This is a genomic window from Metabacillus litoralis (assembly GCF_003667825.1).
GTDB lineage: Bacteria > Bacillota > Bacilli > Bacillales > Bacillaceae > Metabacillus > Metabacillus litoralis_B.
Genome location: NZ_CP033043.1, coordinates 5,009,244 through 5,022,212, shown reverse-complemented (window position 1 = coordinate 5,022,212; position 12,969 = coordinate 5,009,244). Strand labels below are relative to the sequence as shown.

Annotated in this window: 15 protein-coding genes and 1 other annotated feature (1 of these 16 cut by a window edge); of the genes, 4 read left to right on the top strand and 11 right to left on the bottom strand. The window is 37.2% G+C overall.

Going from position 1 to position 12,969, the window contains the following annotated elements:
- Positions 1–167, top strand: a binding site (T-box leader) (it extends 37 nt beyond the left edge of the window).
- Between the two features lie 86 nt (positions 168–253).
- Positions 254–1,243: a tryptophan--tRNA ligase gene (gene trpS / locus D9842_RS24570; RefSeq protein ID WP_121664725.1), complete on the top strand. Its 990-nt coding sequence runs from the start codon at positions 254–256 to the stop codon at positions 1,241–1,243.
- Positions 1,244–1,318: 75 nt separating this feature from the next.
- Here the strand turns inward: trpS and D9842_RS24565 are convergent, their stop codons facing one another.
- The 4 genes from D9842_RS24565 to D9842_RS24550 form a co-directional block, all read right to left on the bottom strand.
- The gene (locus D9842_RS24565) at positions 1,319–2,071 is read right to left on the bottom strand and encodes a YjbA family protein (RefSeq protein ID WP_098798706.1); all 753 of its coding nucleotides are present in this window, start codon (positions 2,069–2,071) and stop codon (positions 1,319–1,321) included.
- Between the two features lie 170 nt (positions 2,072–2,241).
- On the bottom strand, positions 2,242–3,009 hold the full coding sequence (locus D9842_RS24560) for a DUF2268 domain-containing putative Zn-dependent protease (protein WP_121664724.1): 768 nt from the start codon (positions 3,007–3,009) through the stop codon (positions 2,242–2,244).
- 123 nt (positions 3,010–3,132) lie between these two features.
- Positions 3,133–4,374 (bottom strand): beta-ketoacyl-ACP synthase II, encoded by a 1,242-nt coding sequence (gene fabF, locus D9842_RS24555; protein ID WP_121664723.1) that lies wholly within the window; start codon positions 4,372–4,374, stop codon positions 3,133–3,135.
- A 105-nt stretch (positions 4,375–4,479) separates the two neighbouring features.
- Positions 4,480–5,412, bottom strand: a complete 933-nt coding sequence (locus tag D9842_RS24550) for a beta-ketoacyl-ACP synthase III (protein WP_121664722.1) — start codon at positions 5,410–5,412, stop codon at positions 4,480–4,482.
- 216 nt (positions 5,413–5,628) lie between these two features.
- Between D9842_RS24550 and D9842_RS24545 the strand changes: the two genes are divergently transcribed.
- The gene (locus tag D9842_RS24545; RefSeq protein WP_121664721.1) at positions 5,629–5,940 is read left to right on the top strand and encodes a hypothetical protein; all 312 of its coding nucleotides are present in this window, start codon (positions 5,629–5,631) and stop codon (positions 5,938–5,940) included.
- A gap of 35 nt (positions 5,941–5,975) precedes the next feature.
- Here the strand turns inward: D9842_RS24545 and D9842_RS24540 are convergent, their stop codons facing one another.
- The 4 genes from D9842_RS24540 to D9842_RS24525 form a co-directional block, all read right to left on the bottom strand.
- Positions 5,976–6,158 carry a ComZ family protein gene (locus D9842_RS24540; protein WP_098798711.1) on the bottom strand — a complete coding sequence of 61 codons (183 nt, stop codon included), beginning with the start codon at positions 6,156–6,158 and terminating at the stop codon, positions 5,976–5,978.
- A 69-nt stretch (positions 6,159–6,227) separates the two neighbouring features.
- Positions 6,228–7,181 carry a BMP family ABC transporter substrate-binding protein gene (locus tag D9842_RS24535; RefSeq protein ID WP_121664720.1) on the bottom strand — a complete coding sequence of 318 codons (954 nt, stop codon included), beginning with the start codon at positions 7,179–7,181 and terminating at the stop codon, positions 6,228–6,230.
- 72 nt (positions 7,182–7,253) lie between these two features.
- On the bottom strand, positions 7,254–8,045 hold the full coding sequence (locus D9842_RS24530) for an NAD(P)-dependent oxidoreductase (protein WP_121664719.1): 792 nt from the start codon (positions 8,043–8,045) through the stop codon (positions 7,254–7,256).
- Positions 8,046–8,168: 123 nt separating this feature from the next.
- Positions 8,169–8,903, bottom strand: coding sequence for a hypothetical protein (locus tag D9842_RS24525; protein WP_121664718.1), 735 nt, complete (start codon positions 8,901–8,903; stop codon positions 8,169–8,171).
- Positions 8,904–9,161: 258 nt separating this feature from the next.
- Here D9842_RS24525 and D9842_RS24520 point away from each other — a divergent pair, with 258 nt between their 5' ends.
- Positions 9,162–9,353 carry a DUF2929 family protein gene (locus D9842_RS24520; protein WP_121664717.1) on the top strand — a complete coding sequence of 64 codons (192 nt, stop codon included), beginning with the start codon at positions 9,162–9,164 and terminating at the stop codon, positions 9,351–9,353.
- Positions 9,354–9,422: 69 nt separating this feature from the next.
- On the opposite strand, the gene D9842_RS24515 is transcribed toward D9842_RS24520, so the two are convergent.
- Positions 9,423–9,602: a YjzC family protein gene (locus tag D9842_RS24515; protein WP_098798716.1), complete on the bottom strand. Its 180-nt coding sequence runs from the start codon at positions 9,600–9,602 to the stop codon at positions 9,423–9,425.
- A gap of 138 nt (positions 9,603–9,740) precedes the next feature.
- Here D9842_RS24515 and D9842_RS24510 point away from each other — a divergent pair, with 138 nt between their 5' ends.
- Entirely contained in the window at positions 9,741–10,550 is an 810-nt protein-coding gene (locus tag D9842_RS24510) for an undecaprenyl-diphosphate phosphatase (protein WP_121664716.1), read from the top strand.
- Between the two features lie 572 nt (positions 10,551–11,122).
- Here D9842_RS24510 and D9842_RS24500 read toward each other — a convergent pair.
- Both D9842_RS24500 and argF read right to left on the bottom strand, forming a co-directional pair.
- Positions 11,123–11,386 carry a hypothetical protein gene (locus D9842_RS24500; RefSeq protein WP_121664714.1) on the bottom strand — a complete coding sequence of 88 codons (264 nt, stop codon included), beginning with the start codon at positions 11,384–11,386 and terminating at the stop codon, positions 11,123–11,125.
- Positions 11,387–11,997: 611 nt separating this feature from the next.
- Complete coding sequence (gene argF, locus D9842_RS24495) at positions 11,998–12,936, bottom strand: ornithine carbamoyltransferase (protein ID WP_121664713.1); 939 nt, start codon at positions 12,934–12,936, stop codon at positions 11,998–12,000.
- Positions 12,937–12,969: the final 33 nt, after the last annotated feature.

Below are 12,969 nucleotides of genomic sequence, written 5' to 3'. Positions count from 1 at the left end.
ATTTAAAGAGAGCCTGTGGCTGGTGGAAACAGGTAATGACCGATATGGAATGGACTTTTGAGCTTCTGTACAGAAAGTTAGTACGTACAGACGTTTTCTGCGTTAAAGATTAAGTGATTTCTACTATAGAAATAAGTAGGGTGGCACCGCGGTCCATCGTCCCTATCAATGGGACGAGTGGGCCTTTTTGTATGTTCCAAAAGAAGTGTGGCCAGCTTATCAAATACATGTTCACTATTTAGGAGGAAAACAAATGAAAACAATTTTTTCAGGAATTCAGCCTAGCGGCTCAGTAACGTTAGGAAATTACATTGGGGCATTACGACAATTTGTTGATTTACAGGATGAATACAATTGTTATTTTTGTATAGTCGATCAACATGCAATTACTGTTCCTCAGGATCGATTAGCTCTTCGTAAAAACATTCGTAGTCTCGCAGCCCTTTACCTTGCTGTTGGGCTTGACCCAGAAAAAGTAACATTATTTATTCAATCAGAGGTTCCTGCCCATGCCCAAGCTGGATGGATGTTACAATGTGTTGCCTATATCGGCGAACTTGAAAGAATGACTCAATTCAAGGACAAATCTCATGGGAAAGAAGCAGTTGTTGCTGGATTGCTCACATATCCACCACTAATGGCAGGAGATATTCTTTTATATAATACAGACCTAGTCCCAGTTGGTGAGGATCAAAAGCAGCATCTGGAATTAACAAGAGATATAGCGGAGCGCTTTAATAAGAAATACAACGATATTTTCACCGTTCCGGAAGTTCGTATTCCAAAAGTAGGTGCCCGTGTAATGTCACTCGCTGATCCTACAAAAAAAATGAGTAAATCAGATCCGAATCAAAAAGCATTTATTACTTTATTAGACGACCCAAAACAAATTGAGAAAAAGATTAAAAGTGCAGTAACTGATTCAGAAGGTATCGTTAAATATGATAAAGAAAATAAACCAGGTATTTCTAACTTACTATCGATTTATTCCATCTTTACGAATGAATCAATTGAAGAAATTGAAGCTCGTTATGAAGGAAAAGGATACGGAGACTTTAAAGCGGATGTTGCAAATGTAGTAGTTAATACACTTGCACCTATTCAGGAAAAATACCATCAATTAATGGAATCAGAAGAATTAGATCAAATATTAGACAGAGGTGCGGAAAAGGCAAATGCCGTTGCAAGCAAAATGATTAAGAAAATGGAGAATGCAATGGGACTTGGTCGTAAGCGAAAATAAACATAAATGAAAAAACGATGTGTAAATGTTTTGGTGACATTCTCACATCGTTTTTTTATATGTAGCTCGTCCACTTTAATTAACTTTTGATTCATGTTCCATATCCCAGAGCTTCTCAAAGAAAGGTTGTCCTTTAATTAATCGCTCACATAACTGGATATGCTTTGGAGACCATCCATGTATCGTTTCTTCATATAATTGTCTCCATACTTCATCAAACTCTCGTTGCTGGATATCCTCATATTTAGTTGGATTCCATTCAGTATACCAATACTTTACCTCTGCGGCATTTTTAGTTGCTTGTAACTGATCAAGTGCCATAAATAATAATTGCTTTAATTGGCGCTCTTTTCTTGTTAACCCTCTCATATGTTGAGGTGCCAACGATAAAATATGATATTCTTTTTCATCTTCTTCACTTAACATTTCAATTGAATACTCTTCAGGCTCAATATCCTTTACCATTTCAAATACTAGTTGCTCCTGTCTTGGAATGATTCGGCTTTTACGAATAGGAATTGTATAACCAATTGTGTCAACTGCAAGAATACCAATTCCATCTGTAACAACAAAACAATAATCCAACTGTATTCTTTCATGATTTTTACGAATATAAGCCTTTTGGAAAATATCTTTTAGTAGACCAGGTGGTAACTCCGCTAAGTTGTTTTCTATGTAGTCAAAAAGTAAGGAATTAACCTTTAATAGGGGAACCTGATCAAGAAGTTCAACACTGTCATCCTTTCTCCATTCATGAAAATGACAGACGTTGTACCCGTTCTCTTCACCTTCAAACCAATTTACCCAAACATCATGAAGAAATAACATTTTTTGACCCCTCACTTCAGTACCATTTGTCAAACAGTATAGGCAAATTTTAGATAAATTATTCCAATCATTGAAGAATATGCTTGAATTTATTATGCAAGGTTGTCCTACTTAAAATATATGTTGTGAATTGTAAGAGAATGTTACTTTTCACAACATTAAAGGGTTTTTTATTCAATAAAATCCTCGGCTTCAATCCCTAAAAGTGCTTTTGTCGCCTTGTTCGTTTTCTCCATATAATTTTTCACTAGATGATAACCTACTGCATACCCTAGCATTTTGGGATAAAAACCAGTTCCAAACATAAGCTGTGTAAACTTTTGATCTTGCCGAGTCGTTTTTTTCTGGGGCAAAATTATTCTTTCTAAGAAACGGTCACATTGATCAGGATGATAAAGCTTCGTCCATTCTGCTACCGCCTCTTCACCGAGTTTTTCACGAACGGCATTTTCTGCTAATCCTTCCATTATCATTGTATCTATAATCGTAAAATCCTTTTCAGGTTTTGTAATAGCTGCCAAACGACAAACATGATGATATTCATGAGTTAGCAATGACTTTATATCTTCTTTTTTCACATCTTGTGATAGAAATAAAAATAACTTATCATGAAAAGCTAATCCAGATCGGCCTCTATACTCCATCTCTATTTTCCTGTTATGAACATCAACTGGAAACACAAAAATAGGGACACTAGGTCCGTTCCATTCACTTTTTAACTTCTTTTTTTCATCATTGATGTAATGTAATAGTCGTTTATCCTTTATAACATCAATCCAATCCTGGCTAGCTGGAGATCTTTTATACATACCAAAAGAATGGAGATAGTTTGAAATGTCCCGTGCATTCATTTTAGAGAAGTAAGGTGTTAGTTTCTCACAAATTTCATATTGGTTTGGGGTTGTTTCTAGCCACTCTGTAGTATTAATAACACTCATTTTGTTTCATCACTCCTTCCCTCTTTAGTTTATGAATTGAAGGAAGGACTGTTCTTACTTTTGGAGATTACGGGGATATCAATATGCAAAAAGCCAAATCAAATTTGATTTGGCTTTTTTATGTTATGCTTGATATTTTTTAAAGATAATCGTAGCATTGTGGCCACCGAAACCTAATGAGTTGCTCAATGCTGTATTGATTTCTTGTTTACGTGCTTCGTTTGGAACATAGTCCAGGTCACAATCAGGATCTGGAGTTTGTAAATTGATTGTTGGTGGTAGAATTCCTTCTTTAATAGCGAGAATACTAAAAATAGCTTCTACACCACCAGCAGCACCTAATAGGTGTCCAGTCATTGACTTAGTTGAACTGATTGCAAGCTTATTCGCGTGTTCACCGAATACTTCCTTAATAGCTAATGTTTCAAACTTATCATTATAAGGAGTACTTGTACCATGTGCATTAATATAATCAATTTCATTTGCGTTTAGGCCACTGCGTTCAATTGCCATTTTCATTGCTCTTGAACCACCTTCACCGTTTGGAGCAGGTGCTGTAATATGATAAGCATCACCCGTTGCGCCATACCCAACAATTTCAGCATAAATAGTTGCACCACGTGCTAGCGCATGCTCTAATTCTTCAAGAACAATAATCCCAGCACCTTCCCCCATAACAAAGCCATCGCGATCTTTATCAAATGGACGGCTTGCTGTTTTAGGATCTGGATTAGTAGATAATGCCTTGTTCGCAGTAAAGCCTGCAAATGACATTTCAGTTAAAGGAGCCTCTGCCCCACCAGTGATCATCACATCCGCTTCTCCACGCTCGATAACACGGTAAGCATCTCCAATAGAATTTGTTCCGGTTGCACAAGCTGTTACTGTACAAGAGTTAAATCCTTTGGCACCTAATGCGATTGAAACCTGACCTGTAGCCATATCAGGTATTAGCATCGGTACGAAAAATGGACTAACACGTCTTGGTCCCTTTTCTAATAACGTTCTATATTGCTGTTCAAATGTTTCCATTCCGCCAATACCAGAACCAATCCAAACTCCAACACGTGGAGCGATTTCGTCTGTTATTTCTAAATTCGCATCCTTTACAGCCATAAATGATGCTGCAACAGCATATTGTGTGAAACGATCCATTTTACGAGCATCTTTTTTATCCATAAATTGCTCAACATCAAAATCCTTCAATTCTGCAGCAACTTTAGCCGGATATGGTTCAGAATCAATTCTTGTTATCGGACCAACTCCTGATACTCCATTGATCGCATTTTGCCACGATGTTTGCACATCATTCCCAATTGGAGTTAAAGCTCCTAACCCAGTTACCACTACTCGCTTTTTTTCCATAATGATGACACCTCACCTTTGAGAGAATTTATTTATTTAATCGTTTCTATTGTTGTTCGACATATTTCGGGGAGTGACAGGCACTCCAACACCCGTCCCGGGCACCTACTTACCCCAACGAAGAGCAATTGCTCCCCATGTTAGTCCGCCGCCGAAGCCTACCATAACAATTAGGTCTCCGTCTTTAATCTTTCCTGCTTCTAGTTCTTCTACTAGAGAAATAGGGATAGATGCAGCAGAAGTGTTGCCATATTTGTTAACTGTTTTAGACATTTTTTCTTCAGGTAACTCAAGACGTTCACGAGCTGCTTCCATGATACGGATATTTGCTTGGTGTGGGATTAAGAAATCAACATCTTCTTTTGTTAATCCTGCTTTTTCCAAAACGTTAACACTAGACTCGCCCATTTGCCTTACAGCAAACTTAAACACTTCACGGCCATTCATGATGATATATTCATCTTGATATAAGTGCTTTCCACCTGTTCCATCAGCCCCAAGCTCAAAGGATAATATCCCTTTTCCTTCACTAACAGGTCCAATGACAGCCGCTCCAGCTCCATCCCCGAAAAGTACCGCAGTATTACGATCATCCCAATCTGTAATTTTCGAAAGCTTCTCAACACCTACAACTAACACATGCTTATAAGCTCCGGATTCAATAAACTGTTTAGCTGTAACCATTCCATACATAAAACCAGCACATGCTGCACTAATATCCATTGCCGCAGCTTTAGTTGCACCTAATGATTCCTGTAGCATACATGCTACAGATGGAAAGGGCTGATCTGGTGTTACTGTCGCAACCAAAATTAAATCTAAATCTTCAGCTGCAATACCAGCATCCTTTAATGCTTTCTCTGCAGCAAATTTAGCCATATGAGAAGTATCAACTGAATCATCAGCAATGCGACGTTCCTCGATTCCCGTTCTCGTTCTTATCCATTCATCTGATGTATCCATGATTTTCTCTAAATCAGCATTTGTAACAACTTTTTCAGGTGTGTATCGTCCGATACCAATAATCCCTGCGTTCATTTGTGCAGCCCCTTTATCTTTTAATAAATAGTAAAAAAGTGAATTTATTTTATTTAAATTTATATCAAATGTTATGACTTGGTACTAATTTTATCTCATTCAAAAATTTTTTTCAATATGAATGTTTTGGTTCACGAGTCTAGAACCCGTCTTGATCACATTCATAAAATATTACTATCTGGACCCTGACACTAAACTTTCTAAGGAGGTGTTAAGATGGAATATAATGAAACATTTTCTGAAGAAACCTCTCATGATTTAGATGATCAAATAACCAAAACCGATGAAAACAAAGAGAAGAACACCGTTTCAACAGATAAATTTACTCAACTTATGTTCGGAAATAGAGTTCCAAAAAGACTTCAACATTCCTTGCATCAAGAAGAAGAACAAGAAAACAAAAAAGAAGATGTAAACTATTTTACTTTAATGGGGCAAATCGATGATATTATGGTTTCTCTTGAGAACCTTAAACCAGTTTTAAAGGAATTATCCCCTATTATGGATTTTTTTAAAAAGAAGAAATGATTTTCTAAACAAGAAAAAGCTGCCAATGGCAGCTTTTATTGTGCATCCTTCTTTCCTAATTCGTACGCTTCTCCCATAACCTTCGTAAATAACTCAAGCATAGGTTGAATTGTTTCCATCGATAAGTCAATCCCTGAACCTTCTAATTTTTGCTTAGCTTCAGGTAAATATTTCATTGCAATCTGCATAAATTCCATCGTTTTTGGATGCTGTTCCATTCTTACTCACTCCTTCTTATTCTCTAGTATTATCATATAATGCATGATCTTGTATGTATAGAAACATGCTTACAATTGATTAGGTAAGAGCCCACTTTCCTTGTATTCCTCAATAGATTCTTGAAGATCTGTTTGAAAGTTTTTTTCCACTAAGGGGCTAAATTTCCCCAGTGAAATAACACCATCTTGGAAATCATAAAATAATTCTCCACTTTCTAGTTCTCCGCTATCAAAACTTTTTGCAACAAGCTCATATAAGACATCCACATGTTGAACTGTACTTGTGAGAACTGTTCCTTTCCCTAAATCAGATTGATCGGATACAAATCCAATTGCATACAAGCCCTCTTCCTTTAGACGCTCAATGACGGAAATATTATAACCATCTCCTGCAACATAAACAATGTCTACTCCTTCAGCAATCATTGCATCCAACAGGGTCATAGCTGTCGTGACATCATTCCAATCTTGTACATATTGAATATCAACATTTACATTTTCATTTTGGAAATATGCCCCTTCAAAAAAACCATCAATTTCAGGCTGCCATTCAAATGCGGCTAATACACCAACCTTATCATTATTCGTCATTTCACCAGCAACCATTCCTCCAAAAAAGCCCATTGCATGTGATTCAAAGTTTAAGCTTGTGACATTTTCTCCAGAAGCTTCCCCATTGAATAGAACGAAATGAATATCAGGATAATCTTTACAAATGGTATTGAAAAAAGCAGCATATTCACTACCATGACCAAAAATCAGATTAACATCCTTTTCTTGAAATTCGTCAATAGCAGAACGAATACTAAATTCATCATTCATTCCTTCTTTATAAAAAACATCCACGCCTAGTTCAGACTGAATCTTCAGCAGCCCCTTGTACCCTTTTGTTCCCCATACTTTATCATCTATTGTATCGGGTACAAGTAAACCTACTTTCTCCAGTTTTCCTGAAGCTACGGGTTGTCCACAACCAAAAAGTGAAAAAAGAAGGATAAGGACTAAACCAAACTTTATGTACATGGCAACCCCTCCCTTATTTCTAGTTTACTGCCTTTATTTTATATCTTCCATATTTAATTGTACAATAACATTCTACTTCAGTTTATAAATATCTTGAAATCTTATAATAGTATCAAGCTGTTTCTCTAGACCTTTTTCAATTGACGTAGAAGAATGTAAAACTTGTTTCTCAAATACTTCATCCACCTCTGAAAAGGTTGCATTCATTTTTAACTCAACTGAAAAGGAGTTAGTTTCATCATTCAGTTCACTTAGAAAGGAATACATCTTTCCCAATTCAAGTTCATCCATATAGGCCCAAACTGCATTTGTTGCATCTTCTATATACATAATGGGCTCCTCAATATTTAAGGACGTTTGTTTATTGTCTATATAAGCTAACAAGTGCTGATGAATTTTTTCTTCCGGAGGCTGAAAGGGACCATAAAGACTTGGAAAAAACAAAACAGAATAATGATCAAGCTGCTCAGACAGGTAGCTTAGCCCTGTTTCAATGAAAGGGTTTCTATCTTTATTAGGATGAATAACATTTGACCCTATAAGAAGAAATTGAGTTTTATGTTTCTTAGCTAATTGTATGGCTTTTTTAAATTCTTCCTCTTTAAGATCCTTTTCTTCCATGTCAAAGCAAAACATTATAACATCAGCTTGATTTTCTTCTGTTAAATGACGAGAAGAGAACTTCGCTTGAAAATAAGCGTTTCTTCCAATTAACATAAGTCGTTCGTTTAGTAAGTTTTTTTGATCATCTCTATTTGGTTCAGTGAATATTCCTGTTACTTCTACCCCTTCTTCAAGAAACTTTTCAATCAGTGAAAAACCAATATAAGAATGTGCTCCAAATACCATAACAGAATTAACCATAACATGACCTCCTTAGTAGGCGTTATAACCAAAATATGCGAGAGAACCGGTTACTAGTACTTTAAATCTGTTTAAGATGCCTTGCTAAAAAAAGCGCCTCTTAAAGACGCTTTAAATATTTCATCATAAGATCCTCTCATTTTCTTTGTAAAATCGAATAATTGATTGATTTGTTCGATAAGGATTATCACCTAAATGGTAAATTAACTGAATTGGAGAACCGGCCTCTTTCCTTAATTCTTCAAACCGTTTACTATGATGATGATGAACATAAGTACTGCTATTCATTCTTTGCCAAATCCTTACTGGAACTTGTGAATTTATAGTCGTAAGATTTGGTAAATCAAGTCTAGGAACCTTCTTCTGGTCAGTCTCATAGGCTTCAGCAATTTCTTTTATTAATCTTTTATAAAAAAACTTATGCTCTTTTTCATTTTTTAAATGGGCTTGGAGGTCAAGGCAAGGATTCATCATGGCTACAGAGCGAATCTTATCTGGTATTTCATTCATTAATTGCAATCCAGTTAACGCACCCATACCATCGACTAACAGATGGATACGTTGATTTAAAATTTCTTTCTTCATTACAAGATGATAAAGCTGTTTCGCCATAGTAACTGACCTAGGACTTCCCCAATGATTACCAAATAAATTAGAGTGAAAAAGGGTATATCCCTTGTTCATCAACTCGGATATTAATTGATTACGCCCATAATGCTGATGCCAAAAGCTCGATGTTCCATCAACAAAATCTGATCGATCACCGATGATAAATATTCCAAACCCATTCGGCTTTGTTGGTAAATGGATTACATTCCATTCCGTTTCAATTTGAAAAAAACGCTCCGTTATACTCATCACTTGCCCACCACCTTTCTCTTTTGTGACTTTTCTTCTTTATAATGTATGTCTTAACACACAAAAAGAATGGGACTGTATCACTATTCGTGTAAATATAGACGAATCCAACCTATTCAACCGTTTTATAAATAATTTGTTTTATTATTTCATGCAGGATTTGTAGAGTTTATGAACAATTAAAAAAGGTTCTTTTATTATTGAAAGATATTGTGATAATATATAGTAAGAATTCGTCTGGAAATAGAGGTGAACGATATGCGTTTCTTTTGGACATTTTTTTGGACTTTTTTATTAATACATATGGCGTCATATGTAGTTAACTCTATGACAGGTGGTCATTATGATTTTATGGTTTCAACGACACTTGCTGTGATTGCAACCGTTGTCATCTTTATCATTGCGGAATTAATTCCTAGCGAGCCAGTTCCAAACCACGACCATCATTAAATGATTCGACTAAAAGACAAAAAACCCTACTTAAAAGTAGGGTTTTTTGTTTCATTGAAAGCTAAATCATTAAGGCTTTCTTTTATATGTCCACTGACGATTATGGTTGGCTGTTTCTGGGAAACGATCTCCCGCTTTTAATTTAATTTGACCAGGGTTTTTTACGTTGTCCCCTGATTCACCTATTTCTACATACATTCCATTATTAGGTGCTTTTTGACCAGCTCTAAAACGATGTTGTTGGCCCATTTTAACTCCTCCTCCCTTGCTTACTCATAGTATCTCCACTAGGACCAATTTCATGAGTTCAGAAAAGTTCTTTACAGGATTCCAAACCTGTAGTTAAATGGTAAAGGATTGTAAATCTCATGAACGGAGGATGTTAAATTGGATCTATTTTTAATCATAAAATACTTCTTATTAGGAGTATTTCAAGGGTTTACGGAACCAATCCCCATTTCTTCAAGTGGACATTTAGTCTTTGCCCAGCATTTTCTTGGCCTTGAAATTGAAGGATTATCATTTGAATTGTTAGTTAACGCAGCTTCTTTAATAGCTGTTTTAATGATATACCGTGAAGATCTAGTAAGATTAACAGTAAATGGGTTAAAATACATATCAACAAAAGACAAGCATAGCAAAAATGACTTTCAATTTATCATTTATCTTGTTATCGCAACGATTCCAGCAGGAGTCATTGGTCTCCTATTTGATGATGTAATCTCAAAACACCTAAAACACATTCAAGTAACAGCTATTACCCTGATTATCACAGGAATTGCATTATGGACAATCCGTAACCTACGCGGGAGAAAAAATGATGGAGATCTTACTCTTAAAGATGCTCTTATTGTAGGCTTTGCTCAAGCAGTTGCGCTAATTCCTGGAATTAGTCGATCTGGCGCTACAATTGTTGCAGCCATGGCTTTGGGTATGAAGCAGGAAACAGCTCTAAAGTTTTCTTTCTTACTTTTTATCCCCGTTAGCTTTGGGGGGATGATTTTAAGTATCACGGATTTAATGGATGATCCAAATTTAGACACATTACTTATCCCTTATATTATCGCGTTTATTGCAGCGCTTGTAACTTCATATTTCTCACTGAAATGGTTCATGAATATTATGGCTAAAGGCAATTTAAAGTACTTTTCTTTTTATTGCTTTGTGGTTGGGATTGCGGTTTTGTTGTTTGCATAGAGGGATTAAAAAGCGTGAAGGGCGACCTTGCGCTTTTTTTTGTTTGTGTTTGATTATAGGAGTTAAGTTAAAGTAGTACCGAACCCGGACAAGGCGGCAGTCGGCTCATGCTGGGATAGTTTTGCTTCTGAGGCCAGATTCTTGCTGGATCGAGACTCTTTTCTTCTCCTTCTCCCTTTTTTTGTCCCGATTCTCGCAGTATCGAGACTTATTTCTCTGATCCAACCCTTTTTCTGTCCCGATTCTCGTAGTATCGAGACTTATTTCTCTGATCCAACCCTTTTTCTGTCCCGATTCTCGCAGTATCGAGACTCTTTTCTTCTCCTTCTCCCTTTTTTTGTCCCGATTCTCGTAGTATCGAGACTTATTTCTCTGATCCAACCCTTTTTCTGTCCCGATTCTCGCAGTATCGAGACTCTTTTCTTCTCCTTCTCCCTTTTTTTGTCCCGATTCTCGTAGTATCGAGACTTATTTCTCTGATCCAACCCTTTATCTGTCCCGATTCTTGCAGTATCGAGACTTATTTCTCTACTCCAACCCTTTTTCTGTCCCGATTCTCGCAGTATCGAGACTTATTTCTCTGATCCAACCCTTTTTCTGTCTCGATTCTCGTAGTATCGAGACTTATTTCTCTGATCCAACCTTTTATCTGTCCCGATTCTTGCAGTATCTAGACTTATTTCTCTAATCCAACCCATTTTCTGTCCCAATTCTCGCAGTATCGAGACTCTTTTCTTCTCCTTCTCCCTTTTTTTGTCCCGATTCTCGTAGTATCGAGACTTATTTCTCTGATCCAACCTTTTATCTGTCCCGATTCTTGCAGTATCGAGACTCACTTCTCTGCTCCATCCCTTTTTCTGTCCCGATTCTCGCAGTATCGAGACTTATTTCTCTGCTCCATCCCTTTATCTGTCCCAATTCTTGCAGTATCGAGACTTATTTCTCTGATCCAACCCTTTTTCTGTCCCGATTCACGCAGTATCGAGACTCATTTCCCCTCTCAATCCCTTTTTCTGTCCCGATTCTCACAGTATCGAGACTCACTTCTCTGCTCCATCCCTTTATCTGTCCCGATTCTCGCAGTATCGAGACTCACTTCTCTGCTCCATCCCTTTTTCTGTCCCGATTCTCACAGTATCGAGACTCATTTCTCTTCTCCATCCCTTTTTCTGTCCCGATTCCCGCACTATCGAGACTCATTTCTTCTCCTACTCCCTTCTTCTGTCCAGATTCCCACAGTATCGAGACTCATCCTTCCTCTCAATCCCTTCTCATGTCTTAATTCGCCCATTATCAAAACACCTTTCTCTGATCTCACCATCTTCCCCTACTCCTTTAAAAAGCTAACCACCAACCAAGTAGTAGTACCCCTCAACATCTACGCTCCCAAATCCCCCAAAAAAGGCGTGTTAACCAAAACCAGTTAACACGCCTTCTTATATAAGTACTATCCTAACAATTTCACTAGCAACGCCTTTTGAACATGCAGACGGTTTTCTGCTTGCTCGAATACAGCTGAATGCTCGCCGTCGATAATGGATGCTGTTACTTCTTCTTCGCGATGTGCTGGTAAGCAGTGCAGGAAGTTGTAGTCATTCTTTGCATGCTTTACTAGTTCATCGTTTACTTGGAAGTCTTTAAATGCAACAAGACGTTCTTGTTGTTCACTTTCTTGCCCCATGCTCGCCCATACATCTGTATAGATGATATCGGCATCTTTGACCGCTTCAATCGGGTCATTTGTGATTGTAATTTTTGCACCTGTCTCAGTGGCAAGCTCCTGAGCTTTTTCCACAACAGCTTGGTTTGGTTCATATCCTTTTGGACAACCTAAGGAAAAGTCCATTCCCACTTTGGCAGCAGCAATCATAAGAGAATGTGCAACATTGTTTCCATCACCTAAGTAAGCTGTTTTGACGCCAACAAATTTCTCTTTCAGGCGGTAAATTGTCTTTAAATCAGCAAGTGCCTGGCAAGGATGGAAAAGATCTGTTAAACCATTGATTACTGGAATGCTTGCGTGCTTAGCTAATTCTTCGATCTTATCATGACCAAATGTACGAATCATGATGGCATCTACATATCCAGAAAGTACTTTTGCTGTGTCTGATACAGGCTCTCCTCTTCCTAGTTGAAGGTCTTGGCTGCTTAAGAATAAAGCATGGCCTCCTAATTGAAGCATTCCTGTTTCAAATGACACACGAGTTCTAGTTGACGATTTTTCAAAAATCATCGCTAGTGTTTTACCTTGTAACACTGGCTGAAGCGGATTTTCTTCTAACTTAAAAGCATCTTCAATTAAGTCTAGAATCTCCTGCTGGCTATAATCAAGTAATGTTAAAAAGTCTCTTTTTTGTATCGTCTTTTCTTTAAGCTTTAAACTCACGCTTGCCCACTTCCTTTCATCTCTATTTAATAT

Bases quoted from the DNA above. Each gene is read 5' to 3' on its own strand.
- trpS (WP_121664725.1), top strand. From the start codon at position 254: ATGAAAACAATTTTTTCAGGAATTCAGCCTAGCGGCTCAGTAACGTTA.
- D9842_RS24565 (WP_098798706.1), bottom strand. From the start codon at position 2,071: ATGTTATTTCTTCATGATGTTTGGGTAAATTGGTTTGAAGGTGAAGAG.
- D9842_RS24560 (WP_121664724.1), bottom strand. From the start codon at position 3,009: ATGAGTGTTATTAATACTACAGAGTGGCTAGAAACAACCCCAAACCAA.
- fabF (WP_121664723.1), bottom strand. From the start codon at position 4,374: ATGGAAAAAAAGCGAGTAGTGGTAACTGGGTTAGGAGCTTTAACTCCA.
- D9842_RS24550 (WP_121664722.1), bottom strand. From the start codon at position 5,412: ATGAACGCAGGGATTATTGGTATCGGACGATACACACCTGAAAAAGTT.
- D9842_RS24545 (WP_121664721.1), top strand. From the start codon at position 5,629: ATGGAATATAATGAAACATTTTCTGAAGAAACCTCTCATGATTTAGAT.
- D9842_RS24540 (WP_098798711.1), bottom strand. From the start codon at position 6,158: ATGGAACAGCATCCAAAAACGATGGAATTTATGCAGATTGCAATGAAA.
- D9842_RS24535 (WP_121664720.1), bottom strand. From the start codon at position 7,181: ATGTACATAAAGTTTGGTTTAGTCCTTATCCTTCTTTTTTCACTTTTT.
- D9842_RS24530 (WP_121664719.1), bottom strand. From the start codon at position 8,045: ATGGTTAATTCTGTTATGGTATTTGGAGCACATTCTTATATTGGTTTT.
- D9842_RS24525 (WP_121664718.1), bottom strand. From the start codon at position 8,903: ATGAGTATAACGGAGCGTTTTTTTCAAATTGAAACGGAATGGAATGTA.
- D9842_RS24520 (WP_121664717.1), top strand. From the start codon at position 9,162: ATGCGTTTCTTTTGGACATTTTTTTGGACTTTTTTATTAATACATATG.
- D9842_RS24515 (WP_098798716.1), bottom strand. From the start codon at position 9,602: ATGGGCCAACAACATCGTTTTAGAGCTGGTCAAAAAGCACCTAATAAT.